The organism is Kribbella sp. NPDC058693, from assembly GCF_042715335.1.
Taxonomy (GTDB): Bacteria; Actinomycetota; Actinomycetes; order Propionibacteriales; family Kribbellaceae; genus Kribbella; species Kribbella jiaozuonensis.
The window spans coordinates 1,291,645-1,318,499 of the sequence record NZ_JBHXSQ010000002.1 but is presented as its reverse complement, the minus strand read 5'-3'; the positions used below and the strand labels follow the sequence as shown (position 1 = coordinate 1,318,499).

The window sequence follows — 26,855 nt, the reverse complement described above, 5'->3', positions numbered from 1 at the left end:
GGACGACATCTGTTTCTCCCGCGCAGCGACGGTGGACTGGGGACACGCGTTCGGTGGCTCTGGATGATCTAGTGCGATGGGTGTGGGAGGGCCTTGAGTTGCCTGGGCAGCCGCTCGACTACCACTTCGTCCTCCAGGGAGCGGTCGACCGGTTGTGGGCTGCCCGGGCGTCCTATCCAGCAGGCCTGCAGCACGTCGAGATCTTCGCCGCCGCGGATCTGGCGCTCCTTGAGGCCGTCCCCCAGATCGCTCTGAGGGACCGAGCCCGCCCGGCCGAAGGCTTCCTGCGCATTACTTCGTTGACCGTTCTGCTGACACTGTTGGAGCAGGAGGGCGCTGTGCGTGAAGCGCTTGCATTAAGCCGGAGGGCGCAACGGATCGGCGGCGAGGCCTTTGTACGTGATGATCTCGAGGCCAAGGTTGCTGCGCTCGACGGAGAAGACCGGTGAGCGGAACCCGGCTCGTGCAGACGATCTCCGGAGCGTCCTTCCTCGAGGACGCGTTCGTCCGATGGGTCCTGACGCCGGCTGTCACCGAGGGGATCCTTCCGCACATCGTCGGTCAGCAGCCGGTTGCGATCGACGATCGCAACTATGTGCTGGACTTTGTGATCGCCGGGTCAGGCCGACCGATCGTAGTCGAGCTCGACGGCTTCGAGTTTCACAGCAGCCGCAAAGCATTCGTGCACGACCGCAGCAGGCAGAACGACCTGGTGGCCCTTGCCTATATCGTGCTGCGATTCTCCTACGACGCGATCCGGGATGACACGGCTCGCTGTGTCTCACAGTTGCAGTCGGTTCTGGCAGCAGACCCGCTGCTCGCCGTGCATCTGATCGCGGACCCGATCGTGCCGGTCCCTGACGACATGGACGCCAACCCGCTCTGGCTGGCCACACCGCCGCCCGCGCCGGCTCCGTCGAACCTGGCGTATTTCGATGAGGTCAGGCAGCGCTTTGCGATGACGCCGCTGCGCGGTTGCCAGCGGGAGGCGCTGACCGCGTTGGCCGACTACTACCGGCGAGGCGGCGCGAACGCGGCATGCGTAATGTCAGTCGGTGCAGGCAAGACAGTTCTGGGTGTGGCGGCGGCGCTGGCCTTCAGCAGACGCAGGGCGTTGATCGTGACCCCGGGCCGGGTGATACGAGGTACCTTTGCCACTGCACTGGATGAATCGTCGGCCGCGAATGTGATCTACACGCTGAGGGACGGTCCGCTCATCCCCGGGTGCCGTCCTCCGAAGACGACGGTTCTGGATCGCCAGGACGGCCCGATCCGCGACGTGAGCCGCGAGACGCTGTTGTCGTCCGACATCATCGTCACGAACTTCCACTCGCTCAGCAGCACGCGGGATGGCGAAGGACTGCTTGGTGTCCTCGGGCCGGACGACATCGACTTCATCGTCGTCGACGAAGCCCACATCGCCGCAGCGACGTCGTACCAGAAGCTGTTCGACTACTTCCCGAACGCTCGCCGGCTCCTGATGTCGGCCTGTTTCAGTCGGGCCGACGGCAAGAGCATCACGGCAGATGTGGTCTACCGCTACCGGCTGATCGACTCGATCGCCGACGGTCACGCCAAACATCTTCGGGCCCATCGATTCAGTCCTGAGGTCGAGCAGACCGAGTACGAGATCACCTGGCCCGACGGCACCCGCGAGGAGATCGTCGGCAAGCAGGCGCTTCTCGAGATCATGGACGACGAGCGCAAACTCGCTCGGATCACGGCGACCTCCGAGCAGCCCATTCACCGGATCATGCAGATCGTCAGCGAATCTCTGGACTCCCAGAAGGTTGCGCTCGCCCCGGTGCGGCCGCGAGTCCTGTTTGCCGCGCTCGGGCAGAACCATGCCGAGCAGATCGCACGGATCGCGAACGCTCACGGCATCACTGCCCGTACGTTGCACCACTCGATGAGCGACACCGAGATCGCCGCCACGAGGAGGCGCTACGAAGCGGAGTCCGGGGCGCTGCAGGCCGTCGTACAGCTCAAGATGCTCGGTCAAGGGTATGACCTGCCTGCCATCAGTGTGGTCGTCCCGATGCGGCCGTATGGCAGCTTCGGGGAGTTCTACCAGTTCATTGGGCGCGGCATCAGGATGATCCATGACCCTGAGCTGGCCGCTCGCGAGCAGGAACAACATCTGGACGTGGTCTACCACGGCGAACTCGGCCTGGACACCCACCTGGAAAGTCTGCGTATCGAGAACGACATGGACCCGAACCCAGAGACCGACGACGCCTTCGGTGACGCGCCGGTGCCAGACCGTGCAGCGGCCGACGCGGGCCTGACTGCGGAGATCGCTCAGGCAGTCGTCCTCGAAGAACAGGGGGACTCCCGGCAGCAGTTCCTCCATACCCCTGACCAGGTCGAAGCCCGCAGAGAAGAACGAGAGCTGCACGCCCTCGCCCAGCGGTACGCCGCCTATGCGGCTAGCACGGCCATTCCCCGATCATTCGAAGACTTCGTTGCGGTGATCCGGAGCATGCATGGATGAGTCCGCCTTCGCCGCCGTCGACCAGTTCGCAGCCGTCCTCCTCGGAAGAGCGTTGCACGGCACCAAGATCATCGACATCGCTCGTGAGCATCCGGACCCGATCCGGCGAAACCACGTGGCGATCGTGGCGGTCGGGCCCGACGAACGGGCCTTCATCGACAGAAGTTTCAGCCTGGCGGAGCAGCAATCCCGCGGCGCGTGGTTCCTGCCGGAGCAGGCCTCTCTGAAGTGCAGGTCCATCAATCTCGCTGCCCATCTCCGGCACAATCCCTGGCACGCTCTGACCGTCGCCTCCGAGGACCGCGCCAGCATGCCGCTGGCCGCCGGCCCAGACGCACTGGCAACCCTCGCACTACTCATCCCGCTCTTCGACACGATTTTCGCGCCAGTCTTCCTCCGTGCGGCAGGCTCTCCGGACCCTGCCGGGGCTCAGCGAGCTGCCTGGGCCGACCTCGACCTACTCGGCATCAGGCCGGCCCCGGCCTTCGCTGTCTTTCAGTACGGCGGAGGGTGGAGCCGTCTCGACCGCGGCGGTCAGGTACAAGCCCGTCTCGCGTTCCTCGAGGCACTCGCCGCGCAGGACCTGGCTGAAATTGCCTCACGGTTCCGGGCCCAACGGATCCACGCACTGGCGGCCAGAACCATGCAGAAGGCGCGTCACACGACGCCACTGGCCCGCCAAGCTATGACGAAGCCTCTCCAACTGACGCTGGCTGCCTACTTCGGTGGCGACTGGATGGCGTTCCTCGACCATCTCGGCCTGCCTCCGAACCCCAATGAGGAGGTCATGACTGCTCTCCCCACTCCGAAGCTGTTCGTCGGCGGTGCCGCAAACGCGACAGCGGCAGCGGCTGAGCACGGACTCGACGTGAGCGACGCGCACGCCATGCTCGCGGCATTCCTGGGGCAGACCGACTCTGTCTCTCCCGTGGACCGCAGAGTCGAGGTTCTCCGGCAGTGGTGGGTGGAATTCGACAGCGAGCACGCAAGGCAGACACCACAGATGGGCGCACTTTGGGGCCTTGTCGAGGACACCGACTACGCGATCGGATTTCAACAAGGCCCGTCGTCCGAGCTCTATCGGCGCCTGTTGTCTCCGGGCCTCCTCGAAGACATCGCGCAGCACTGGGAAGGCGCCATACTCCCGCGATGGCCGAACGCGATTGTCACCGAGCCCTATCCACACAAGATCATGGCCGAGGCGTTCGGACCGGCCGTCTCACTCTGGCACGGCATTGCCCTCACCGCGTGGTACATCTGCGAGGGCCCGTACTCGCGGACGTCCCTTGAAGGTCTCCGCAGTTATCACCAACGAGATCTTGCCGCGCTCGCAGACGCAGGCGCGCCGATCCATCCAAGCCTCTTCGACGAACTCATCGCCGCCGAGCAACACCTGGGCAAGCCGCAGAGCCTCGAGACGTACACCCACCAGCTGGAGCTGGCGAACGGAACCGTCGGGTTCCGGATGAGCGGCGGAGGGGAACGCCGCGACGGCTTCGAGTTCCTCCGCGACATCATTACCCGGCACCGCAGAGGCTGGGCTGAGCGCTACCTGGCCGAATATCTGCAGCAGCGCTGGACCACCGAACTCTCCCAGGTCTTCCAAGAGGTTCATCGGACCATCGCCGTCAAGGGCAAGCCGCCGACCTTCAAGCAGTTCGCGCGCTTGGCTGCCACAGCCGCCACGCACTGGTTCGGCGGGGATCTCACTGCGCTCTCGACGGCCATCGGCGAGAAAGCGCCTCCGGCCATGCCGCGCGTCCGCCTCTTCTCGATGCCGACCCGCGAGCTCATCGAGACGGTCTACGCAGCGCTGGGCGGCGAGCCGTACGAAGAGAACCTCAGGATCACCGATTTCCCGAAGGCTGACGGCTATCGGCAAATGTCTCGTCTTGCGACCGCCAGCGTGAGATACCTGCAGCTCATGGAGGCTCTCGGCAGACCGCCCGAGCCCACAGAATTCGGAGCCAACCGCTTCGAGTGGGAATGGGCCGGAGACCTGGACCGAGGATGGCCCATCTACAAGAAAAGGGTCGAAAGCACGCTGAACGGACGCAGCCGGTGAAGCTGGAGAGCCGATCTGCAGTCGCGTTCCGCGGCGTCGTGCTGCCTGCGGACGCCGCGTTGGCTGCAACACGGCTCGGTTTGGAGCCGTCCGAGCTGAGGGCTCGCCATCTCGACGGCGCGTTCTGCGCCGCGCTCACCCACGACTCCTACCTGTACGAGCATCAGGCCGATGCCCCACACCTCACTCCTGGCGTTCTGCGAGCGTTGCTGATCCTCGGCAGCCGATGGATGACACGTGAGCTCGCGGTCTCGGCGTACCGGCGACGTCACTTCGAAAAGGTCGGGCCGCTGAGCGATGTCGTCGCCTACGCCCGCCCTCGAATCGCGTCGTGGGCGAGCACGCTCGACTGGCTGCCGCAGGCGGGCCTCTATGGTCGTTCACTTGAGGTCACGCAGCTCTCCGGCCGCATCGTAGAGCGGATCCTGCTGCAGCTGATCGGGCTCCTGTGCCTGATGGGCGAGGACGAGAAGGTACGCCGGTTCGTCGCACCCTTCCTGGACCGGATCCATCGCGAGGCAGCCGGCACACCCTTGCTCGACTCGACCTCGACTCTGCAGCAAGTTCTGCATCAGACGACTCTCTCGGTCGAGTGGTCGCAGGACGCGACCGGCCCCGACCACGCACGGCAGTTCGCCGCGCGATTGACCGACTCGCGCGGGCGGACGGCGTACGGCAACGCGCTCAGTAAAAAGGGCGCACGTGCCGCCGCTGCCGACGAGTATCTGAAACGCTACTTCCCAGATGCACTGGCACCGCTGCCAGTGCAAGCACCGCGGAGGCCGCTTGGGGTGCCCCCGGAAGCCACTGCCGCTCACCGCCGAACTGTCGCTCGGATCGTGGCCGACTTCGAGCTGGATTCCAGCAGCACCCCACTTGTCAGTCAGGCCTTCATGCATTCTTCCTGGACATACGAGAACCAACGTGGTGTCCGTGCCTGCGGGCAACGGGACAATCAGATTCTCGCGTTCGTGGGCAGCCATGTCCTGGACTACGAGTTCGCGATGAGCCTCGCTCAGCGAGCCGTCGTTAACCCACCCGAGAACAGCGACATGCACAACCTGCGCAACGACAGCTACGCCGAGGCGTTCAACGAGATGCGTTTGGGACCGGCGCTTCTGCTCAGCGTCGGCCAAGTCGGCAAGATCGAGACCGAGATGGCCGCCAATGCCTTCCAGGCCGCTATGGGAGCGGTCTTTCTCAGCCGACAGGCCCCGAGTACCTTGCTCGAACAATGGCCGGACCTCTGGAGAAACGCCACGCCGTACATTGCACCGGCCGTACCGACACGTGACGACCCGGCGACCCGGCTGCAGGAGCTGTCGAGTGCTGCGGATCTCCTCTGCGACTACGAGTACTCGATCACCGGTCCTGATCACCTCAAGCAGTACGCCGCGACGCTGATCGTCAGCAGCGCCGCCCTGCGTCGCAGACTGAGGATCAAGGGCGGCGGGACTACCAACAAGACCAAGGCGAAACAGGCTGCCGCCACCAAGGTGATCTCGGCGGCGAATCGCCTCGCCGAGCAACAACCTGCGCTCATCGGTCGCACCGATCGCTCCAGAGTCTCTCCGGTCGTCATCAGTTTCCTGGCCCAGCACTTCGCCGAAGTCGCCGGCTTGGCGCCCGCGAAGGCACGACTGTGGAGCAACCGCCAGATCTTCGGTGCTCATCACGCATCCAGGCCTGATGAGCTTGCGCTGTGGGCTAGTGCGGTGGATCAACTGCTGGACGAGACCGGCGAGTCGCTCAACGCCGACCACCTCGCGCAGTACTTCAGATCGGCCATGGCAAGCGATGAGACCACGCAGGGGTCGCTCCGGTCCGAGCTCAGATGGACCTTGGAATGGCTTTCTGAGCTGGCGGCTCCGGCTGACATCGACGACCACGAGGTAGCCCGCCTGGTTCAGCTCGCCAGCGCGTATCGCGCCATCGGCGCCGATCAGGCTGATGGCTCGCTCCGGGAACTCATGCTCACCGACTGGCCGGTCCTGTACCGCAACAGGATCGATGTGGTCGGCGACGTACCGGACCTAATCCTTTCGACCAGTGAGCTGGCGCTGATCGACAGCATCGCGAAGGCCCTGCCCAAAGACCACGACGCGTTGACAGCCCGCGTCATGAACGGGGTGCTGACCTTCGGTCCCGTGCGAGTTCCACCTGATCAGGCGCGGCTCCTGCTCAGAGTGTGGGGCGAGGTCAGTCCTCGGATCCAGCTGAGCGTGGATGGCGAAGAAGTGCGATGCGCGCTGCCCGACAATCATTTTACGGATGCCGGGCCGCTCCTGACCGCCGTGCGGTCGGCGCTCAAACCATCTGCCCAACCGCTCGGCGCCGCCGTCGCGAATCTCCTGCACGACCTGAAGAATGAGCTGTCTGCTGCCCGGCAGGCTGCCAGGACAACCGGCGGCGGTCGGACTGCCGAGCTTCGCAGGCAGGCGGACGCCAGCGAACATCTCGATCAGTCAAAGGCTCTGGCGCTGCGGATCAGGGCTGCTACCTCCCTGCTTCGGGCGCCCGGTGACGAATCGGTCTGCCTGGCCGAGTTCCTGCGTAGCTACGTTGCCAGTGCGTTGCTGCGCCTGGACCCGAGGTTCACCCTGATCGCACCGCGTAGTTCTCATGACGTGAGCGTCGGTCTGGACGAGTCGGCGCTGCGGGCCGTTGTCGACAACCTTGTGAAGAACGCGCTCGAGGCGATGCCCGACGGTGGAACCATCAGCCTGGAGTGGATGCAGGTGGACGAGTACGCCGTTCTCGAGGTGGCCGACGACGGGCCCGGGCTGCCGCGAGGAGTGGCCGATGCGCTCGCCGGTGGACACCGGGTCACCTCGACCAAGCCGGGTGGCAACGGGCTCGGTCTCGTCGGGGTTCGGGCTCTGCTTCACCGGATCGGCGGAAGCCTGGAGGTAGGGCCCAGCAGGCAAGGTGCCAGGTGGCAGGTCACCATTCCGGTGGTAACGGACGCGACAGCAGGAGAGCCCGATGCGCCAGACCTTACGTGACGTGCGCATCCTTGTCGCCGACGATCAGATCGAAGTCGCCAGGACACTGTGCGAGCCACTCCGCTCCGCCGGAGCTGCAGTCCAGGTTGTGGCCGACGGGATTCAGGCGTACGAGGCCATCAGGCAAGGCGGCTTCGACCTGCTGGTCCTCGACCTGAAAATGCCACCGGACGACTGGGGCGGTCTCTGGGTCATGGAGCAGCTACGGCAAGCAGGCTTGAAGGTCCCGGTCGTCGTACTGTCGGGCGAGGGCGGAAAGCAGCAGACCATTCAGGCGATGCGGTTGGGGGCGAAGGAATGGATCGACAAGGAGGACGCCTTCACCGACCTGCTGCCTCGCTGTACGGCGGTTCTGGAGGAGGCAAACGCCGAGGCTTTCGAAGGAATCGCTGGGAGCGGGCCGAGCCCTTTGGCCCATCGATTCGCTCGCTACCGAGCGGCATCCGAGGAGCGCGTCGCGGCTGAAGGACTACGGGTCTTCGAGGAGCTGATCCGCTTCTCGGCACTGATCGGTCTCGCGACGCTCGATCGTCGTACTGCAGGTCCCCTCCGCGTCACAGCCGATCAGATGGCCCGCCCGAGTCTGGGGACCTGGTTCAATCTGCTCACCGCCCTCGAACCTGGCCGCGAGCCCAGGTCACCGTTCTCGGTGCTGTCGCGGGCGTTGATGCCACAAAAAAGTTCGACCCAGCGAGCGCGGGAGATCATCAAGATCCGCAACGATGTCGCCCACGGCGGCTATGAGCCTTCCGCCGCGGATAGCGCCGTGTTGCACGCCTTCCTCAGGGCCGCGGCACACCGCATCGGTACGATCTGGCCGTGGCAGCTCGGAGCGGTGACCTCGATGGAGTACGACGGCACGACCTTCGCCGTACAGGTTCTGCGCTTCATCGGACTCGGCGAAGCGCAACCGGCCATCGCACGGTCCGAAACGCCGGCGCGGACTGCAAGCATTGTCCTCGTCGGTGTCGACCAGGCTGCTCCCATCGCACTCGATCCATGGTTTCAGTCGCACAATGGAGCGCTCTGCTTGTTCGACGGGGTGAAGTCGCAACAGCGTGGGCTGTACGACGCGACGGCACCGCTGCTCTTCGCCGACCCAATCGCCGGCACACGCGGTATCGAGGCCGCCGCCTGGGCAGACATCTCCGGGTGCGTTGCCGGTTGAGCATTCAGAGGGAGCTGGCGAACCGGCTCATGTGGTAGGCGAGGGTGAGGGGGTCGGGGTCGCTGTCGACGTTCGGGATCACCGAGATTTGTTGTCGAGCTAGCGGAACAGGGCCTGGTGGAGGAGTTCGTTCTTGCCCTGGGTGGTCGACTTGTGGGCTTTTACCGGTGATCGGCTCGACGCCCAGGGCCATCCCGTGGAAGACGAGCTAATCCAGGAGATTATGCCGTGAAGGCTGAGTGCGGAGCGGTTGTCCGACAGCAGCCGTTGCGGCACGCCGTGGGCGGTTAAGTCGGCTCAAAACGGTCCCTTCGGGTAACTTCCTGCTCCGTCAGTGCTCCGTGAGACACTGACAAACGCTGGTCACCGTTGATCATTGACGAAAGGCGAAACCGCAGGTCAGGAGGCAGATACGCCTCTCCCGGTTGAGGTTGGCGCCAGGTTCGAAGAGATCTGCACCATCTACGAAGGCACCTCGGAGATCCAGCGGCTGGTGATAGCGCGAGCCATCTCAGGGATGCGGATCAGGTAGGTAGAACCGGGGGAGTGGGGTAAGAGGCCCTTGCCCAACTACGCAGGTGCTCCGTCGGTCCGCTCGTCCCGCACCTGCTACGCGTGCACCCACCCACCCCCGGCTCATCGCCGGTGCGTCCTTTCCGGCTGCCGGCGGGGCCTTCCGGCTATCGCCGGACTTGCGGGCTGCCCGCGGTGCGCTCGCTATCGCTTGCGTGCGACTGCAGCGTGCTGTCGCCCGACCGTGATCAGCACGCGATTCAGCGAGCGGCGGATGAGCGCGTTGCTCGGCCTGGCCGTCTGTTCGGTTGTCTGGACCACGTGCTCGTGCCGCACCGCATGCATAGCGTTCTCCCGGCCGGAGACGTGCTGGCGCCGCCCGCGTAGGGCTGTCTTCGGGACTGTCACGCGGTGTGGCTGCCGTGTGTCTTGGTGCCGCCGAGTTCGGTGTGTGGTCACCCTGCAGGGGTGATGCCGTGCTGCACCTCTCGGGATCAGTCTGGGGGTGTGCCCGTGAACCCGGCCCGCACTCTCGGGTCCGACATCATCGGTGAGGACTACACGGGCTGGTGGGTCTATGTCGCCGGACCGGTGATCGGGGCCGTCATCGCGGTGGCGATCGTCGGAGCGGTGCGTGGGCTGCCCGACAAGGACGAGGTCGAGGCTGCCGAGGGCGGCGTCCTGCCGATGACCGGCATCCCTACCGGCGACAGCGACTGACCGGCCTGCCGGCGAGGAGAGTGGCTGGCCGGCCGGCGAGGAGAGTGGCTGGCCGGCCGGTAGGCGAGTGGCGATGTACTAAGCGGGGTGGGTGCTACGGATGCTGTCGGCGGTGGGGAGTCGGGGCGGGCGGTTCGGGGTGAGGCTCGGTGGCCGAGTGTGGCCGCCGTGCTGGTGGGGATCTTGTTGACACTCGCGCGGCCGAAGGAGATGCGGTTGGCGCCGGTGTGGGTGCTGCCGGGGGTCGAGGTCGTGCTGCTGGCGGTGCTGATCGCACGGGACCCGGGGCGGATCGACAAGCGGTCGTCGCTCCTACGCGGGGTGTCGATCGTGGTCGTTGCCTTGCTGGTGCTGGACGCGATGGTGGCGACGGTGCGACTCATCGCGGTGCTGATCCGCGGCGGATCGATGACGAACTCACCTGAGAAGCTACTCGCGGCCGGCGGGGTGGTGTGGTTGTCGAACCTGATCGTGTTCGCCTTGCTGTACTGGGAACTGGACGCCGGCGGCGCTGCCAACCGCGCCCACCGGATGCCGCGGTACCTCGACCTGGCGTTCACGCAGCAGCTCAGCCCGGAGGTTGCGCGACCAGGTTGGCGGCCCGGATTCGGCGACTACCTGTACCTGGCGATGACAACGTCCACCGCGTTCAGCCCGACCGACGTGATGCCCCTCGCCCTGTGGGCCAAGATGGCCATGGGTCTCCAGTCGATGATCTCGCTGGCCGTGGTCGGCCTCGTCGTAGCCCGCGCGGTCAACGTCTTCACCTGACGCAGCGCACTCTGCTCCGCGAGAAGGGGACCGAGGACGTCGGGACCGCCCAATCATCACTGGCGGATGATTCATCGTTGGGCACTCCAGCGGATCGTGGAGGAGTTCTGCGACTGTGAAGGAGCACTGTGACCGCGCAGACGGACGAGAGCCCGCACGTCGTCGTACTCGGCGGCGGGCTGGCCGGGGTGGGGTGCGCGCACCGCCTCGCGGACGAGGGGGTCCGGGTCACGCTGGTCGACCGCAACGACTATCACCAGTTCCAGCCGTTGCTCTACCAGGTCGCTACGTCGCAACTGCCGGCCGAGGACATCGCCCGGCCGCACCGGACCATCTTCCGCGAGCACCCGACGGTCGGGATCCGCACCGCGGACGTCGCGGAGATCGACGTCGCGAACCGCACTCTGACGCTGTCCGACGGCGATCGGATCACCGGCACGCACCTGGTCGTCGCGGCCGGCGCCCGGCCCGAGTACTTCGGGGTGCCGGGCGCGGCCGAGCACGCGTTCCCGCTCTACTCGGTCGCCGACGCGGAGCGGTTGCGGCGGCACCTGCAGTCGACGATCCACACCGGCTCGGGAAGAGCGGGGGCCCTCGATGTCGTGGTGGTCGGCGGCGGCCCGACCGGCGTCGAGATCACCGGAGCACTGACCGAACTGATGGCCGCGCTGGTTGCCACGGAACGGATCTCGAAGCCAGGGACGATCATCGTGGTCGAGCGCGGCAAGACGTTGCTCGGTGCGTTCTCCAAGAAGGCGCACAAGTACGCGCGCAAGCGGCTCACCGAACACGGCGCCGACCCGCGACTGGGGACGGGAGTCGCCGCGGTGCACGCGGACCGGGTCGAGCTCGACGACGGGTCGACGATCAGTACCCGGACGGTCATCTGGGGCGGCGGTGAGTCGGCCGCGTCCGTGGTGGGCAGCACGACCGGGCTGACCATCGGACGCGGCGGGCGGATCGACGTACAGCCGGATCTCGGCGTGGGCGGGCATCCGCACGTCTATGCGATCGGCGATGTCGCGAACATCCCGGGCAGGCACGGCACGATCCTGCCGCAGCTGGGATCGGTGGCGCAGCAGTCCGGCGTGTGGGCCGCCGACAACATCCTGCGTGAGCTGCACGGGGACAAAGGCAAACCGTTCCACTACAAGGACAAAGGCATCATGGCGATGATCGGTCGGAACGCGGCCGTCGCCGAGGTCGGACGGCACCGGCACCAGGTGGAGGGCCCGGTCGCGTTCGCGGCCTGGCTCGGCGTGCACGCGATGCTGCTGAGCGGTGCGCACAGCAAGACCGACGCCTTCGTGTCCTGGGCCTGGGACTACTTCGACCGCGACCACGCCGCGACCGTCGAATGGTCGGGCACACGGCGGCGGATCGCCTGGGGTGACGAGTCCGCCGACATCCCGCACATCATCGTGGATGAACTTGCTCAGTCTCCGATCCAGGGCATCCGCCAGCCGCCCAACCCGGCCGGCACCCGATCGGCGGCGGCCGGGCCCCAGGTCCCCGGTTCGTAGGTGTGGATCGGCGTCGGTGCGTCGAGCAACGGCTGCATCACCCGCCAGGTCTCCTCGACTGCATCCTGCCGCGTGAAGCGCGTGCTCTGGCCGGTCATCGCCGCGTGCAGCAGAACCTCGTACGGCGTGGGACCCTCGCCACCCTCTTCGCCGAACTCCATGTCGAGCTCGATCGGCATGATCCGGGCCGCGTCGGCACGATGCGCGTCCACCTGGATCCTGACTCCGGTGGACGGGTCGAGCCTGATCACCAACTGGTTCGGCTCGGCGATGTGGCCACTGGGACCGAAGCCCAGCCGTGGTGGCCGTTTGAACACCAGGCGCAGTTCGGTCTGCGTCACCGGCAGTCGTTTGCCGGTCCGGATGAAGAACGGCACACCGGCCCACCGCCAGTTCTCGATGTCGAGGCGGAGTGCGGCGTACGTCTCGGTGGTCGAGTTCTTCGCGACTCCGTCAATGCCGAGGTAGCCGTCGTACTGGCCACGGATGTAGTGCGCGGGGTCGGCTTCCTCCACGGCACGGAACAGCGTGGTGGTCGCATCCTTGAGGGTGGTGGGATCGCCGCGCGACGGTGGCTCCATCGCGGCAGCCGCGACGACCTGCATCAAATGGTTGACGACCACGTCGCGCAGCGCGCCGACCGGATCGTAGAAATGGCCGCGGTCCTCGACGCCGAAGTCCTCGGCCATCGTGATCTGGACACACTCGAGGTAGTTGCGGCTCCACAGCGGTTCGAGGACGGCGTTCGCGAACCGCAGGTACAAGATCTCCTCCAGCCCCATCTTCCCCAGGTAGTGGTCGATCCGGTAAAGCTGCGACTCGTCGATGTACTGGTGCAGCTGTTCGGCCAGGTCCCGGGCGGAACGCCGATCGTGGCCGAACGGCTTCTCGACGACGACCCGGGCACGGGTGGTCAGCCCGGCATCGGCCAGGCCCTGAACCACCCGACCGAACAGGAACGGCGGGATCTCGAGGTAGAACACCGGCGTCTCAGCGCCCCTGATCGCGTCGCCGACGCGTTCGTAGACGGAAGCCTCGGCGAGGTCGCCGCTGACATACGACAGCCGGGCCGCGAGGTTGTCGAAGACGGCCTTGTCGATGGTGATCCCCGTTCCCTCGATCGACGTCCTGGCCCGCTCGATCAGCTGGTCGAGGGTCCAGTCGTCCGCCGCCACTCCGACGATCGGGCAGCTGAGCAGACCGCGCGCCTCCAGCCGGTAGAGCGACCGGAACGTCATCACCTTGGCCAGGTCGCCTGTGATGCCGAAGATGACCAGTACGTCCGCGGTCCGCGGGTCCGTTGCCGCCGATGCCATACCTGTCCTCCCTCCGCGTCAGGCCGTCGGTCTTCGCCTGACGATCAGGTTTTGCCGACGGTGGTCGACGCGTCGCGCGGTACGACGGATCAAGGATCGGGTCAACGCCGTCAGTCGCGGCGATCCTCGCGGCGGTCTCGCCGGTCCTCGCGGCGGTCACCGCGATCGTCTCGCCGGTCCTCACGGCGGTCGCGGCGGCGGTGGATGCCATGTGCGACGACCACGGCACCTCCCACGGCTGCTATGGTCCTGCGCCTGCGTCGGGCTCCGAGCGGCATGGCTGATCCTCCTAGCTCTTCTTGGTCTCGTCGGCCTCTGCGGCGTCGGCCTCGATCGCGGCGAGTACGGCCTGGACCGGGATGCGTCCGCTTGCGGCCAGCTGGCCGCCGGCGTGGCGTACCGCCGTACCGAACGGCGCGGCCCAAAGGTTCTCCCAGACGAGTACGGCGGCCGAGCTGCCGGGCTCGATGGTCTCGGCGAGGTCCTCGACGTCCTGCTCACTGAGGAGCATTGCGATCCCGGTCTCGAACGCCCGCAGCTGCCCGATCTCGCTGTCTTCCAGATCGGTCGACTCGAACGCCTCGAAGCTGCCGTCCGCGTCCTTCATGAGGAACAGCAGGTCGAGGATCCGGATCAGGCCCCGGTCGACGTACTCGGCGAGGATCGGCGCGATCTCTCCGGTCAGCTTCGTACCCGGGAATTCGACGACGACCCAGTCGACCGGCCCCAGCTCATCGATAGTGGCACTCATGCTCTACCTCCAGCGGTCAGAGTTGTTCGATGGCTCCGATCCGGGAGCGCCCGGACCTGGGTACTGCACCGACGATCCGGCAGAACCCGGGGCACCGCATCACCCCTGCGGGACGATTGGCGTCGCGAACCGTGCGGCGGTGTGGGGGCACGACGGCAACCGAGAAACCGAATGTCCTGCTGATCGACTGGGGGTCAACGCCTCGGTAGCATCCGGACATGACGGACGACCAGGTCCACGCCGCTTTGGCCGAGCTCACCCGGATGGCGCAGGAGTCGGCTGAGGCGTACTTTGCTGGTGATCTCGACGCGTACGAAGGCGTGCTGCATCACGCGGATGACTTCACGTTGATGCCGCCGTTCGGTGGGCCGACCAGGTCGGGCTTCGTGTTGGACGACGAAGCGCGTCAGGCGACCAGGGCCACCTTCCGTGGTGGCGAGGTGGAGGTTGAGGTCGACGCATCGTACGTGACTGACGAGATGGCCGTGCTGGCGGTGGTGGAGCGACAGCGCGGCTTGGTGGGAGAACTGCCGGAGCAGGACTGGTCCCTGCGCGTCACGTTGGCGTTCCGACGCGACGGCGGACGATGGCGGCTCGTTCACCGGCATGCGGACGCGCTGGTCCACACCGTGGGCTGGAGCACGCTCTCGCAGCTCGCCCGCGGCGAACTGACGGACTGAAAGCCGGCCTGTCGAAGCGGCAGGGTTTGTTGCGCGGTGAGGTTATTGGCCGGACAGGGTGGCTACGGTTGGGGCGAGGGTTGCGGCGGAGTTGGCGCCGATGACGAAGTAGGTGAAGCCGATTTCTTCTCGGCGGCGGTGGATTTCTTCGGTGGCTGCGGAGGGGTCGCTTGGGAGGATGACGAGTGAGTCGGCGGCGCGGAGTGCTGCGGTGTCGAGGTTGGGGGCTGCCATGAACGGGGCGACGACGTCACCGACGGCGGCGACGTGTTGGGCTAGTTCGATGTCTTGGTGAGCGGCGAAGTCGCGTACCCGGTTGGTGGTTTCGGCCCGGTCGTCGTCGGTTTGGAGTACGAACGTGACTGCGTCGGCGACTTCGAGGGCCAGCGCCTGCGACTTCGGTCCGCTCACCGCCATGACGACCGGTGTGTGCAGATCGGGGCCGTCGTACTTGCGTAGGGCGGCCACGGTGTCGCGCATTCTGGTACGGCGCTCGGCTGGGGAGACGGCGGGCAGGCCCAGCTCGACTTCGATGCCGGGGCGGCCGGCGCCGATGCCCATTTCGAAGCGGCCGTCGGTGAGGACCGAGAGCGAATGAGCTTCCCATGCTGTGCTCCATGGTTCGCGCAGGGCGGCGGCGTACACCCACGAGCCGATCCGTAGGTCGGCGAGCGCGGCCGCGGTTGCCAGCGTGGGGCCGAGCGCTGGCTGCCAGGTGGGGACGTCGGGCATCAGCAAGGTCGAGTACCCGCTGTCGGCGATCCGTCGCACGCTGTCCCGCCACGTCGCCAGGTCAGACGTGATCGGCGCAACGACGCCGAATCGGAACGGTTTGGGTCCTCGCTTGGCCTGGTCGGGCATCGTGGTTCTCCTTCAGTCTGGGTCTTGTTCTGTCCCGTTGCCCTATCCACGAACCGGGCAGTCAGGATTCGACATCGCTGCACCAGAACCTTCGCGTCCGGGGCCGGCTGGGGTGGAGTATGTCGGCTTCGTGCACCTGCCAGATTTTCGGCGTCGTTCCGTGGTGGGGAAGGGCGGGCGGTCGTAGTGTCGAGATGACGTCGTCGCGCGTCGGGAGGGGAAGAACGATGGTTGATTCGGTCGCGCCGCACGGGCTTCACCATGTGACTGCTATCGCGGAGGATCCGCAGCGTAACGTCGACTTCTACACCACGGTGCTGGGGCTGCGCCTGGTCAAGCGGACCGTCAACTTCGACGCTCCGGATACCTATCACTTGTACTACGGAGATGCCTCGGGCCGGCCGTCGACGCTGTTGACGTTCTTTCCGTGGCCCGGAGCGCCGAACGGCAAGCAGGGCACCGGTCTCACGACGGCCACCGCGTTCAGCGTCCCGCCGGAGTCCCTTGGCTGGTGGCAGCAGCGGCTGGACGACCTCGGGGTCGACGCGGACGCGCCGGTCGCCGGCTCCGACCAGGAGGTCCTGCGGCTGCGCGATCCCGACGGACTGGTGATCGAACTGGTCGCGTCCGACGGTGACAGCCGATCCGGTTGGGACGGCGTCGCCGCCATACCGTTCGACAACGCGATCCGGGGCCTCTTCTCGGTGACGATGACCGAGCAGCAGCTCGACCCGACGGCGGAGATGCTCGCGGGCATGCTGGGGATGCGGCACGGCCAGGACACCAGCGACGGGTCGCGGTTCGTGATGTCCGGGGGAGCGGAGGGTACGGCGGTGGACGTCCGACCGAGCCAGGCCGCTCGCGGTGTCCAGGCCGCCGGAACCGTCCACCACATCGCGTTCCGGGCACCTGACGGCGAGACCCAGGCGAAATGGCGGATGGAGCTGATCGAGGCCGGCGTACAGGTCACCGAGATCCTCGACCGGCAGTACTTCACGTCGATCTACTTCCGTGAACCGGGCGGAGTCCTGCTCGAGATCGCGACCGACCAGCCGGGCTTCACAGTGGACGAGCCGCTGCTGGAACTCGGCCAGCACCTGAAGCTTCGCCCTGGCTCGAGCCGGACCGCGAGCAGATCCAGGCCTCGTTGCCCCAGCTGCGTGTACCACCGCAGCCGCACGAAGCCGGCTGATGAGCGAGGACCCGCTCCGGCGGCCGCACGTCTGGCTTCCGGGCTCGTCCGAGCCGCCGCTGCTGTTGCTGCATGGCACGGGTGGCGACGAGCACGATCTCCTCGTACTGCGGGAGCACCTGGCACCTGACGCGCCAGTACTGTCGCCACGGGGGACTGTGTCCGAGCAGGGGATGGCACGGTTCTTCCGCAGGCTCCGGGAGGGCGTGTTCGACGAGGACGACCTTCGGCTGCGCGCCGACGAACTCGCCGCGTTCCTGACCGCCGCCGAGCAGAAGTACGACGTGGCCGCTGGTTCGTGGATGGCGGTTGGCTTCTCGAACGGCGCCAATATGGCCTCCGCGCTGCTCCTACGCCACCCCGAGTCGCTCGCCGGCGCCGTACTGCTGGCGGCAATGGTGCCCTTCGCGGCGGATGAGCCGGAGGACCACGCGCTCGCCGGCAAGCGAGTGCTGATCGTCAACGGTGACAGAGACCCGATGGCGACGCCGCAACAGACCAGCAGGCTGGCCGAGCAACTCCGGCGCCGAGACGCCGATGTCGGACTGCTGCCGTTCGCCGGCGGCCACACCATCGACGCCGGCGTACTGCCCGACGTCAAGGCGTTCATCGAGGCGGGTCGCGCGAACTGAGAACCGCCCACACGCCTCGGACGGTCCACGGGTGATCGGCGGATACTCTCGGTCCGGTCGGCAGATGGAGGTCGGGGTATGGAGTTGCGCCAGCTGCGCCATTTCATCGCGCTTGCGGAGGAGCGCAGTGTGACCGGCGCGGCCCGTCGGGAGTTGATCGTGCAGTCGGGACTGTCGAACTCCCTGCAGTCGTTGGAGCGCGAGCTGGGCACGGAGCTCTACCTCCGCGGTACGCGGCCGGTGCGGCTCACCGCCACCGGAGAGGCCCTGGTGGCGCCCGCGCGCGAGGCGTTGCGTGCCGCAGAGACCGCTCGTCGCGCGGTGCAGCAGACCCGGGACGTGCTCGTCGGTCGGCTCCGCCTCGGGATCGCCCTCTCCGCGCAGTACCTCGTTCCGTTCGCCGGCTATCTCGGCGCGTTCCTGCGCGACCACCCCGGCGTCGACGTGCGGATGCGCGGAACCGCCGCACTGGACATGCTGGACATGGTGGAGAACGGCGAACTCGACTGCGCGATCGGACCGGCTCTGGAGCAACGCGGCCGGCTGCGCCTGACCTCGCTGGCCAGCGAGCCGCTGGCGTTGACCTGCCGCAGCGATCACGAGCTCGCAGCCCGAGACAGCGTGACGGTCGCCGACCTCGCCGGCGAGCGGTTCGTCGACGTACCGCCGGGCTGGACCGCGCGGCTGCTCTGCGATGCCCTGTTCGCCGGAGCCGGACTTACCCGGCGGATCGTCGCGGAGGTCGGTGACTGGGAGGTGCTGCTGGAGATGATTGCCGCCGGCGCCGGTATCGGGTTCACGCCGGTGGGCCTGCAGTACAAGGTTCTGACCGATCCCGACAGTCCGCTGCGTCACGTTCGAGTGGAAGGCGCGCAGCTGGATCGCCACCTCTACCTGATCCTGCCGCCGCGCGCCGAGACGAGTCCTGCGGCCGCCGCGTTCGCAGCCGGCATGTTGGCCCTGCACGGCGCCGATTGAGGGGTTCCGGCCTCGGGATCTCCGGGAGAGATGGAAGGCATCTCATCCAGGCCCACGAAGTCCGGCATCGGCCTTCGTGGGCAGGATGTTCTCACGAGTGGAAGCACCATTCGCTCGCGAGAGGTTGGAAATGAGTACAGCTACACGTTCGTCCCGCGTCGCAGTCGCTAGCACCGGCAGGCATCTGGCCGGTTTCTGGTTCGTGGGCGCCGCGTTCCTGACGTTGATGGCCTTCGGCACCGTTCCCACGCCACTGTGGCCGATCTACCAGGTCCGGGATCACTTCGGCCCGACGACGGTGACGATCGCCTTCGCCGTGCTGGTCATCGGCACCGGCGCCAGTTTCCGGCTGCTGGGCCACTTGTCCGATCGGCTGGGCCGCCGCCGGGTGATCGTCCCTGGACTCCTGGTCGCGATCCTTGCCGACGCGGTGCTGGCCTTCTGGCCCGACCTGCCCGGGCTGATTGTCGGACGGGTGTTGACCGGTGTGGCGATCGGCCTGATGGCATCGACCGCCACCGCCTATCTCAGCGATCTGTACCACCAGGCGCGGCCCGGGCGGGACGGATCACCCGTTCCCGCACTGGTCGCGACCGCCGTCAATCTGGGTGGTCTCGCACTCGGCCCGCTGGCAGCGGGAATCCTGGCCCAATGGGCACCGTCGCCCTTGCGTACGCCGTACATCATCTTCGGAGCGCTGATGGCCGGGCTGCTCGTACTCGTGCTGGCCAGCCCCGAGACCATCGACACCGAGGCCGCGGATCAGGACCGGCCGGTGCGGTTCGCTCTGCGTCCAGGACAGCGCGCGGCCTTCGGGGCGGCAGCAGCCGTCGGGTTCTTCGCATTCGCGGTGATGGGGCTGTTCTCCTCGCTCGGCGCGATCATCGTGCGCGGCGAGCTCGGCATCACGTCGTACTTCGTTGCCGGCCTGGCGCCGTTCGCCGCCTTCGCCGCATCAGCCGTCGCGCAGCTCGCCCTCGGCAAGCTCGCCCACTCGACCGTCCTCCTGATCGGCGGCCTGCTGTTCCCGATCGGCCTGGCGCTGACCGCCGTGTCGCTCTACCAGCCGACGCTCTGGCTGGCGCTCACGTCCGCGGCTCTGGCCGGCGCCGGCGCGGGGCTGCTCATCAAGAGCGGCGTGACCGAGGCCGCGATCGCCGCCGTACCGGCTTCACGCGCCGGCGTCCTCGCGATGTTCTTCATCATCGCGTACGTCGGCATGGGCCTGCCCTCGATCGCGTTCAGCCTGGTCATCCAGCACGTCGCCCTCAGACCGTCGATGATCGGATTCGCCACCGTACTGTCGGTCGGGGCCTTCATCTCCATCGTCATCGCCCGACGATCGACCGCCGCCTCCACCCACCTGAGTCCGCAACCCGCGAGGTAACGGCGTCAGACGCTGCGGAGGGACGTGGTGGTTCGGCCGGTCCGTTGGCGTAGGAGCGTGCGGAGGGTGTTGGGCTGTTCGTAGCCGACCCTGCGGGCGATCGTCTCCAGGGACTGGTCGGTGGTGCGTAGGAGATGGATGGCGCGTTCGATTCTCAGGTCCTGGATGAAGCGGACAGGGGAGGTGCCCATCGTCCGCTGGACGGTTCGCTGGAGGGTGCGCTCGCTGACTCCCAGGCGCCGCGCGGCTTCGGGGATGCTGATCGCCTCGCCGAGGTGGTCGCGGGCCCAGCGTTCGAACGCGGCCACGACGGGATCGAACTGAGCCAGCGCGCTGGGCATGATGTACGGCGCCTGCGACGGGCGCTCGTCGACGACGAGATACTGAGCGACGAGGTCGGCGACGGCGGGGCTGCCGGCGCGGACGAGGGCGAGCGCCAGGTCGAGATGGCCGAACGCGGCCCCAGCGGTGGTGACCTGGTCCTCGTGCACCACCATGCTGTTCTGATCGAGATGGATCTGCGGGTAGCGAGCGCGGAAGGCCGGCGCCAGCCACCAGGTGGTCGTCGCCCGCAGTCCGTCCAGGACGCCGGCCTCGGCGAGCAGGAAGGTACCGGCGCAGGCGGAGGCGATCGCGGCGCCGCGTCCATGGGTCTTGGCGATCAGCTCCCGTGCGGGCAACGATTTCTCGCCACTGACGAGTTCGACCAGGGCATCAGGCTGCCGCTCGTTGATGGCCGGTACGACGAGGAGATCCGCCGGATCGGCCCGGGTGACGGGCTCGCAATCCACGCTCAGCCCGGCCGACGTACGCACCTGGGACTCGAACCCGATGGTCGTGACGTTCCAGCGGGGAGCCTCGGCCAGTTGTTCCGCCATGGCGTTCGCGGTGTCCAGTACGTCGAGGATCGCCGTCAGACCGGAGTCGAACACGTCCTCGTTGACCAGAACCGCAATCTCCACGTCGGAAACCCTATCAATCGTGTCGTTTCCACCCCTGACGTGACGACGGACCACCGACGTACGTTGTGGCGAGCGCTGGAATGTCCCGGCGCTTTCCCGGAGGTCTGATGCGTCGCCAGCGTGAGGGCAGCGCTGCACTGTACGGCAGGCGCAGCGAGTGCGTGATCCTCGAAGATCTGGTCGCCGGCGCACGGGCGGGCCGGAGTCAGGTGCTGGTGCTGCGCGGCGCGGCCGGGATCGGCAAGACCTCGTTGCTGGACTACCTGGAGACGTACGCCACCGGGTTCCGGGTCGCACGGTCGGCCGGCGTCGAGGCCGAGATGGAGCTTCCGTACGCCGGACTCCATCAGCTCTGCGGTCCGTTCGCGAATCGACTCGACCGCCTACCCGATCCGCAACGCATCGCCCTCGGGACAGCCTTCGGCGTGACTGTCGGGGCGGCGCCGGACCGCTTCCTGGTCGGACTCGCGGCCCTGGATCTCCTGGCCGACCGGGCCGAGCAGCAACCGCTGCTCTGCCTCGTCGACGACGCGCAATGGCTCGATCACGTCTCCGCCCAGACGATCGCATTCGTCGCCCGTCGGCTCCTGGCCGAGCGCATCGTGCTGGTCATCGCGATCCGGGAGCCGAGCGACGGGCTCGACTTCGCCGGCCTCCCTGAGCTCACCGTCAACGGTCTTGCCGAGACGGACGCCGGACGGTTGCTGGACTCGGTGATCAAGGGGCCGATCGACCCGCGTGTCCGGGACCGGATCATCGCCGAGACCAGGGGGAACCCGCTCGCGTTGCTCGAGTTGCCACGCGCGTGGACAGCGGCGGAGCTCGCCGACGGGTTCGAGGAATCGGACCTGGTCCCGCCGTCGAGCCGCATCGACCAGATCTTTCTTCGTCGCATCGCTACGCTCCCGGACGACACCCGGCAGTTGCTCGTGACCGCGGCAGCTGAACCGCTCGGCGACGCAGAACTCCTGTGGCGGGCGGCGGGTGTGCTGGGGCTGAGCGCCAACGCGGGCCAGGCGGCCGAGACCGCGGGATTGATCAAGTTCGGTTCCCGGGTCGGCTTCCGGCATCCGTTGGTGCGTGCGGCGGCGTACCGGTCCGCGGCCCCCGAACAGCGTCAGGAGATCCACCGTGCGTTGGCCGAGGCCACCGACGCCGAGGTTGATCCCGACCGGCGGGCCTGGCACCGGGCGCAGGCAGCGCCGGCGCCGGACGAAGAGATCGCGGCCGAGCTGGAGCGCTCGGCCACCCGAGCGCAATCCCGCGGCGGCCTGCTTGCTGCCGCTGCTCTGCTGGAACGGGCGGCGCGCCTCACGCCGGACCCGGCCCGGCGTGCCCGACGCCAACTCGCGGCCGCCTGGCGCAAGCGCGATGGCGGCGCCCTCGACGCGGCTCTCACACTGCTGGCCGAGGTCGCCTCGGGCCCGGCCGATGCGTTCCGGGCCGCGGAGGTCACGCACCTGCGCGGGCAGATCGCGTTCGACCAGAGACGCTCGACCGAAGCCGCCCGACTGCTACTCGATGCCGCCCCGCACCTCGAGCCGCTCGACTGCCAGCTGGCCCGCGAGACGTACCTGGACGCGCTGGCCGCCGCGATCTGGGCGAGTGGGACAGACGAGCCCGATACGACGTACGTTGTTGCGACAGCCGCGCGTTGCTCGCCCACGGCCGACGAGGTGCCACGAGTCATCGACCGAGTCCTCGACGCTTTGGCCCGCAGATTCACCGACGGCCACGACGCGGCGGTGGCTCCGCTCGCTCGAGCTCTCGCGGCCGTGCAGGGCATCGACGGCATCGGCGGCATCGATGGTGGCGCCAAGGACGTCGGCCGGCTGCTGTGGTTGGGCGGCAACCGGGTCACGGCCATCCTGGCCACCGAACTGTGGGATTTCGGGGCCGGACGTGCGGTGGCCGAGCTCCAGGTCCAGCGAGCCCGGGGCGCCGGTGCGCTGGTCCAGTTGCAGTTCGCCCTGAACGTGCTCGCGGCGAACGAGTTGCTCGCCGGGCAGTTGACCCATGCCGCCGAGTTGGTCGAGGAGGACCGGATGATCGCCGGCATCACCGGCAACCGTCCGGTCGGCTACGCGGCGACGCTTCTGGCTGCGCTGCGCGGCCCCGACGACGCGGCGCCGCGGTTGATCACGACGGTCCGGGACGAAGCAGCGGCACTGGGTCAGGGCCGGATCGTCACCTTCTCCGACTACGCCAGTTCCGTGCTGAACAACGGGCTCGGGCGTCACGACCTCGCGGCGCCGGCTGCGCGCAGCGTCTTCGACCGCGATGTCGTGGGCGGGTATCAGATCATGGCGGTCTCCGAGTTGGCCGAGGCGGCCTCACGCACGGGCGACTCGAAGCTGATCGCGGTGGCACTCGAGCGGATGTCCGAGCGCGCCCGGGTCACACCGACCGATTGGGCGTTGGGGATCGAAGCCCGGCTGCGTGCGCTGCAAGGTGGCGAGCAGGCGGATGCGTCGTACCGGCTGTCGATCGAGCACCTGGATCGCGCGGGGCTTCGGCTGGAGCTGGCCCGCGGTCACCTCTTGTACGGCGAGTGGCTGCGACGCGAGGGTCTGCGGATCAAGGCCAAGGAGCACCTGCTCGCAGCGCACGGCATGCTGTCAGAGATGGGGGCCGCGGTGTTCGCCGAACGAGCCCGGGGAGAGCTCGTACCGCTCGGCGTCAAGGCGCCCAGGCGAAGTGTCGAGATCACCGAGGAGCTCACCACCCAGGAGTTCCACATCGCGCGGCTCGCCCGCGACGGCCTGTCGAACGCGGAGATCGGTACCCGGCTCTTCCTCAGTCCGCGCACCGTCGAATGGCATCTCGGCAAGGTCTTCAGCAAGCTCGGCGTCAATTCGCGCCGGGAACTGCGTACCGCCGTACCTGATTTCGCGCCTGAGTAGCGGTCCCCGTAGGTGACCCGGGCCGGACCGGGGTTCGCCCCGGGTGCGGGACAGCCTCCCGGCCCGGGACGGTGGGTGGAGAGGACACCCGAGACCGTGAGCGAAGGAGAACCGTGCCATGGACCGCAACGAGCAGAGCGGCGGATTCACCCCCGATCGACGTCAGTTCCTGGGCGTCGCCGGCGCCGCGACCCTGGCGGCCGTCGGCGCGTCACAGCTCGGAACCACGCCGAAGGCGGCGGCCACATCGCTCACCGGTACGTCGTTCGGCACGGTGCGGCAGATCGATGCCGGCGTACTGAACGTCGGATACGTCGAGGCCGGCCCGGCCGACGGTACGCCGGTGATCCTGATGCACGGATTCCCGTACGACATCCACAGCTACGTCGAGGTGGCGCCGTTACTCGCCGCGGCCGGCTATCGGGTAATCGTGCCGTACTTCCGCGGCTACGGGACGACGACGTTCCGGTCGCGAACCACGCGTCGGGATGTCGATCAGGCGGTGTTCGCGCTGGACGTCCTCGCGCTGATGGACGTGCTCAAGATCGAGAAGCCCATCCTGGCCGGCTACGACTGGGGTTCGCGAACCGGCGACATCATTGCCGCTCTCTGGCCGCACCGCTGTCGCGCCCTGGTCTCCACCAGCGGCTACCTGATCACGAACCTGGCGGCGAACAAGCTGCCGCTGCCGGCGAAGTCCGAGTGGGCCTGGTGGTACCAGTACTACTTCTCCACCGAGCGCGGTGAACTCGGCCTGACCCAGTACCGCCACGACCTCGGTGAGTTGATCTGGAAGTTCAACTCGCCGACCTGGAACTTCTCCGACGCGACGTACGACCGGACCGCGGCCGCCTTCGAGAACCCCGACTACGTCTCGATCGTGATCGGCAACTACCGCTGGCGGCTCGGTCTGGCGCCGGCCGAACCCCGGTACGCCGGGATCGAGAAGCGGCTCCAGAAGGGTCCCGTCATCGGCGTACCCACGATCACCATCGACGGGGCCGACGATCCGTTCACCGCGGCCGGTGACGGCTCCGCCTATCGGGCCAAGTTCACCGGCCCCTATGAACACCAGACCCTGCAAGTCGGTCACAACGTCCCCCAGGAAGCGCCGCAGGCATTCGCCGACGCGGTCATCCGGGTCGACGGCCTCAAGCAGCGCTAGCCGCTCGCGGCCCCATCCAAGTACCGGACAGGAGATTTCATGCCACGCATCACCGTCGGAACCGAGAACAGCGCTCCGATCGAGATTCACTACGAGGACCACGGGTCCGGGCAACCGGTGGTGTTGATCCACGGGTATCCGCTCAGCGGCGCGTCGTGGGAGAAGCAGGAGCGCGTGTTGCTGCAGGCCGGATACCGGGTCGTCACCTACGACCGGCGCGGGTTCGGGAAGTCCGGCCAGCCCACGATCGGCTACGACTACGACACGTTCGCCGCCGACCTCAATGCCCTGCTCGAGTACCTCGACCTGACCGAGGTCGCCCTGGTCGGCTTCTCGATGGGCACCGGCGAGGTGACCCGCTACCTCGGTACCTACGGCTCGGGACGGGTCACCAAGGCGGTGCTGATGGGAGCGATCCCGCCCTTCCTGCTGAAGACCGGCGACAACCCCGAAGGCGTCGACGGGGCGGTGTTCGACGAGATCAAGGCGGCCATCGTGAAGGACCGGCCGGCGTACCTCAAGGACTTCCTCGACAACTTCTACAACGTCGACGTGCTCGGCGGTACCCGGATCAGCGAGCAGGCGTGGCAGGACAGCTTCACGGTCGCCATCGGCGCCTCGGCGTACGCCGCGCATGCCTGCGTGGACACGTGGCTCACCGACTTCCGCGACGACCTGCCGAAGATCGACGTACCGACGCTGCTGATCCACGGCGACGCCGACCGCATCCTTCCGTACGCCGCCACCGCCGCGCGACTGCCCGGTCTGATCAAGGACCTCCAGTTCGTCACCGTCGAAGGCGGCCCGCACAACATCGCCTGGACCTTCCCCGAAGAGGTCAACCAAGCCCTCCTCACCTTCCTCAGCGCCACAGGAGAGGAGAAGTAATGCCGCTGCTCACCGCGTCGAAGATCCCTGCGGGGTTCGTCGAGAAGACCAGGCAGGTCAATGGAATCGCGGTCAACTATGCCGTCGGCGGCACCGGCCCCACGGTTGTTCTGATCCATGGATATCCGCAGACCTGGTACTCCTGGCGGAAGATCATGCCGGCGCTCGCTGAGCACTACACCGTGATCGCGCCCGACCTGCGCGGATCCGGCGGCTCGGACGCTCCCGAGAGCGGATACGACAAGGCCGCCCTTGCCGACGACGTACACGAGTTGCTGGTCGGGCTCGGGCTCGACGAACAGGTCAACGTCGTCGGACACGACATCGGGACGATGGTCGCCTACGCGTACGCAGCCGCACATCGCAGCTCGACACGACGCCTCGTACTGCTGGAGGCACCTCAGGTCGACGAGACGGCGTACGAGCTACCCGCGTGGACCAAGGCCGGGCCGGGCTTGTGGAACTTCGGCTTCTTCACCTTGGACAACGGTCTGCAGGAGAAGATCGTTGCCGGACGCGAAGACATCTGGGTCGACGGTTTCATCGGGTGGATGGAACAGGTCGAAGGCGGAGTGGACGATCAGGCTCTCGCCGAGTACGCGCAGTCGCTGCGGCGGCCTGGTTACCTGCGTGCGTCGTACGAGTACTTCAAGACGTTCCCTCAGGACGTCCTGGACACGATCCGGAACCGCAGTACGACGCTGACGATGCCAGTGCTGGCGGTAGGCGCCGGAGGCGCGCTCGGCGAACTTGTCCCGGAGCAGGCCCGGAAGTACGCCGACGATCTGACCGGCGCTGTGGTCCCGTGCGGCCACTGGATCGCGGAGGAGGCTCCCGAGCTTCTGCTCGGCCACCTGCTCCCGTTCCTCAACAAGTAGGAA

At 67.3% G+C, this 26,855-nt stretch carries 21 protein-coding genes; 17 read left to right on the top strand and 4 right to left on the bottom strand.

Translation table 11 applies throughout. From position 1 onward, the window contains the following. The first annotated feature begins 53 nt into the window (after positions 1 to 53). From ACFWUU_RS15890 to ACFWUU_RS15855, 8 genes are all read left to right on the top strand, one after another. Positions 54 to 449 (top strand): hypothetical protein, encoded by a 396-nt coding sequence (locus ACFWUU_RS15890; protein ID WP_380176272.1) that lies wholly within the window; start codon positions 54 to 56, stop codon positions 447 to 449. Then, positions 446 to 2,494, top strand: coding sequence for a DEAD/DEAH box helicase family protein (locus ACFWUU_RS15885; protein WP_380176270.1), 2,049 nt, complete (start codon positions 446 to 448; stop codon positions 2,492 to 2,494). The genes ACFWUU_RS15890 and ACFWUU_RS15885 overlap by 4 nt, the downstream gene beginning before the upstream one ends. After that, a complete protein-coding gene (locus tag ACFWUU_RS15880) occupies positions 2,487 to 4,559 on the top strand; it encodes a hypothetical protein (RefSeq protein WP_380176268.1) in 2,073 nt (690 codons plus the stop codon). Before ACFWUU_RS15885 ends, ACFWUU_RS15880 begins: the two co-directional genes overlap by 8 nt. Next, a complete protein-coding gene (locus ACFWUU_RS15875; RefSeq protein WP_380176266.1) occupies positions 4,556 to 7,564 on the top strand; it encodes an ATP-binding protein in 3,009 nt (1,002 codons plus the stop codon). The genes ACFWUU_RS15880 and ACFWUU_RS15875 overlap by 4 nt, the downstream gene beginning before the upstream one ends. Further along, positions 7,545 to 8,732, top strand: coding sequence for a response regulator transcription factor (locus ACFWUU_RS15870; protein ID WP_380176264.1), 1,188 nt, complete (start codon positions 7,545 to 7,547; stop codon positions 8,730 to 8,732). The genes ACFWUU_RS15875 and ACFWUU_RS15870 overlap by 20 nt, the downstream gene beginning before the upstream one ends. 984 nt (positions 8,733 to 9,716) lie before the next feature. After that, the gene (locus ACFWUU_RS15865) at positions 9,717 to 9,965 is read left to right on the top strand and encodes an aquaporin (RefSeq protein WP_380176859.1); all 249 of its coding nucleotides are present in this window, start codon (positions 9,717 to 9,719) and stop codon (positions 9,963 to 9,965) included. Between the two features lie 87 nt (positions 9,966 to 10,052). After that, positions 10,053 to 10,736 (top strand): hypothetical protein, encoded by a 684-nt coding sequence (locus ACFWUU_RS15860; protein WP_380176262.1) that lies wholly within the window; start codon positions 10,053 to 10,055, stop codon positions 10,734 to 10,736. 128 nt (positions 10,737 to 10,864) lie between these two features. Next, positions 10,865 to 12,259 carry an NAD(P)/FAD-dependent oxidoreductase gene (locus ACFWUU_RS15855; protein ID WP_380176260.1) on the top strand — a complete coding sequence of 465 codons (1,395 nt, stop codon included), beginning with the start codon at positions 10,865 to 10,867 and terminating at the stop codon, positions 12,257 to 12,259. Here the strand turns inward: ACFWUU_RS15855 and zwf are convergent. Further along, on the bottom strand, positions 12,172 to 13,575 hold the full coding sequence (zwf, locus tag ACFWUU_RS15850; protein ID WP_380176258.1) for a glucose-6-phosphate dehydrogenase: 1,404 nt from the start codon (positions 13,573 to 13,575) through the stop codon (positions 12,172 to 12,174). The genes ACFWUU_RS15855 and zwf overlap by 88 nt on opposite strands. A 289-nt stretch (positions 13,576 to 13,864) precedes the next feature. Further along, positions 13,865 to 14,326: a DUF6325 family protein gene (locus tag ACFWUU_RS15845; protein ID WP_380176256.1), complete on the bottom strand. Its 462-nt coding sequence runs from the start codon at positions 14,324 to 14,326 to the stop codon at positions 13,865 to 13,867. 218 nt (positions 14,327 to 14,544) lie between these two features. Between ACFWUU_RS15845 and ACFWUU_RS15840 the strand changes: the two genes are divergently transcribed. Next, complete coding sequence (locus tag ACFWUU_RS15840; protein WP_380176254.1) at positions 14,545 to 15,006, top strand: YybH family protein; 462 nt, start codon at positions 14,545 to 14,547, stop codon at positions 15,004 to 15,006. Positions 15,007 to 15,048: 42 nt separating this feature from the next. Here ACFWUU_RS15840 and ACFWUU_RS15835 read toward each other — a convergent pair whose 3' ends face one another. After that, positions 15,049 to 15,867: an LLM class flavin-dependent oxidoreductase gene (locus tag ACFWUU_RS15835; protein WP_380176252.1), complete on the bottom strand. Its 819-nt coding sequence runs from the start codon at positions 15,865 to 15,867 to the stop codon at positions 15,049 to 15,051. Between the two features lie 227 nt (positions 15,868 to 16,094). Here ACFWUU_RS15835 and ACFWUU_RS15830 point away from each other — a divergent pair, with 227 nt between their 5' ends. The 4 genes from ACFWUU_RS15830 (at position 16,095) to ACFWUU_RS15815 (ending at position 20,056) form a co-directional block, all read left to right on the top strand. Continuing rightward, a complete protein-coding gene (locus ACFWUU_RS15830; protein WP_380176250.1) occupies positions 16,095 to 17,189 on the top strand; it encodes a VOC family protein in 1,095 nt (364 codons plus the stop codon). Continuing rightward, a complete protein-coding gene (locus ACFWUU_RS15825; RefSeq protein WP_380176857.1) occupies positions 17,119 to 17,691 on the top strand; it encodes an alpha/beta hydrolase in 573 nt (190 codons plus the stop codon). Before ACFWUU_RS15830 ends, ACFWUU_RS15825 begins: the two co-directional genes overlap by 71 nt. 78 nt (positions 17,692 to 17,769) lie before the next feature. Continuing rightward, positions 17,770 to 18,669 carry a LysR family transcriptional regulator gene (locus tag ACFWUU_RS15820; RefSeq protein ID WP_380176248.1) on the top strand — a complete coding sequence of 300 codons (900 nt, stop codon included), beginning with the start codon at positions 17,770 to 17,772 and terminating at the stop codon, positions 18,667 to 18,669. A gap of 130 nt (positions 18,670 to 18,799) precedes the next feature. After that, positions 18,800 to 20,056 carry an MFS transporter gene (locus tag ACFWUU_RS15815; RefSeq protein ID WP_380176246.1) on the top strand — a complete coding sequence of 419 codons (1,257 nt, stop codon included), beginning with the start codon at positions 18,800 to 18,802 and terminating at the stop codon, positions 20,054 to 20,056. A 5-nt stretch (positions 20,057 to 20,061) separates the two neighbouring features. Here ACFWUU_RS15815 and ACFWUU_RS15810 read toward each other — a convergent pair whose 3' ends face one another. After that, a complete protein-coding gene (locus tag ACFWUU_RS15810) occupies positions 20,062 to 21,018 on the bottom strand; it encodes a GlxA family transcriptional regulator (protein ID WP_380176244.1) in 957 nt (318 codons plus the stop codon). A 107-nt stretch (positions 21,019 to 21,125) separates the two neighbouring features. On the opposite strand from ACFWUU_RS15810, the gene ACFWUU_RS15805 reads away from it, so the two are divergent. The 4 genes from ACFWUU_RS15805 (at position 21,126) to ACFWUU_RS15790 (ending at position 26,852) form a co-directional block, all read left to right on the top strand. Continuing rightward, positions 21,126 to 23,921, top strand: coding sequence for an AAA family ATPase (locus ACFWUU_RS15805; RefSeq protein ID WP_380176242.1), 2,796 nt, complete (start codon positions 21,126 to 21,128; stop codon positions 23,919 to 23,921). A gap of 118 nt (positions 23,922 to 24,039) precedes the next feature. Continuing rightward, the gene (locus tag ACFWUU_RS15800) at positions 24,040 to 25,086 is read left to right on the top strand and encodes an alpha/beta fold hydrolase (RefSeq protein WP_380176240.1); all 1,047 of its coding nucleotides are present in this window, start codon (positions 24,040 to 24,042) and stop codon (positions 25,084 to 25,086) included. A gap of 39 nt (positions 25,087 to 25,125) precedes the next feature. After that, positions 25,126 to 25,974 (top strand): alpha/beta fold hydrolase, encoded by an 849-nt coding sequence (locus ACFWUU_RS15795; RefSeq protein ID WP_380176238.1) that lies wholly within the window; start codon positions 25,126 to 25,128, stop codon positions 25,972 to 25,974. After that, entirely contained in the window at positions 25,974 to 26,852 is an 879-nt protein-coding gene (locus tag ACFWUU_RS15790; RefSeq protein ID WP_380176236.1) for an alpha/beta fold hydrolase, read from the top strand. The genes ACFWUU_RS15795 and ACFWUU_RS15790 overlap by 1 nt, the downstream gene beginning before the upstream one ends. Positions 26,853 to 26,855: the final 3 nt, after the last annotated feature.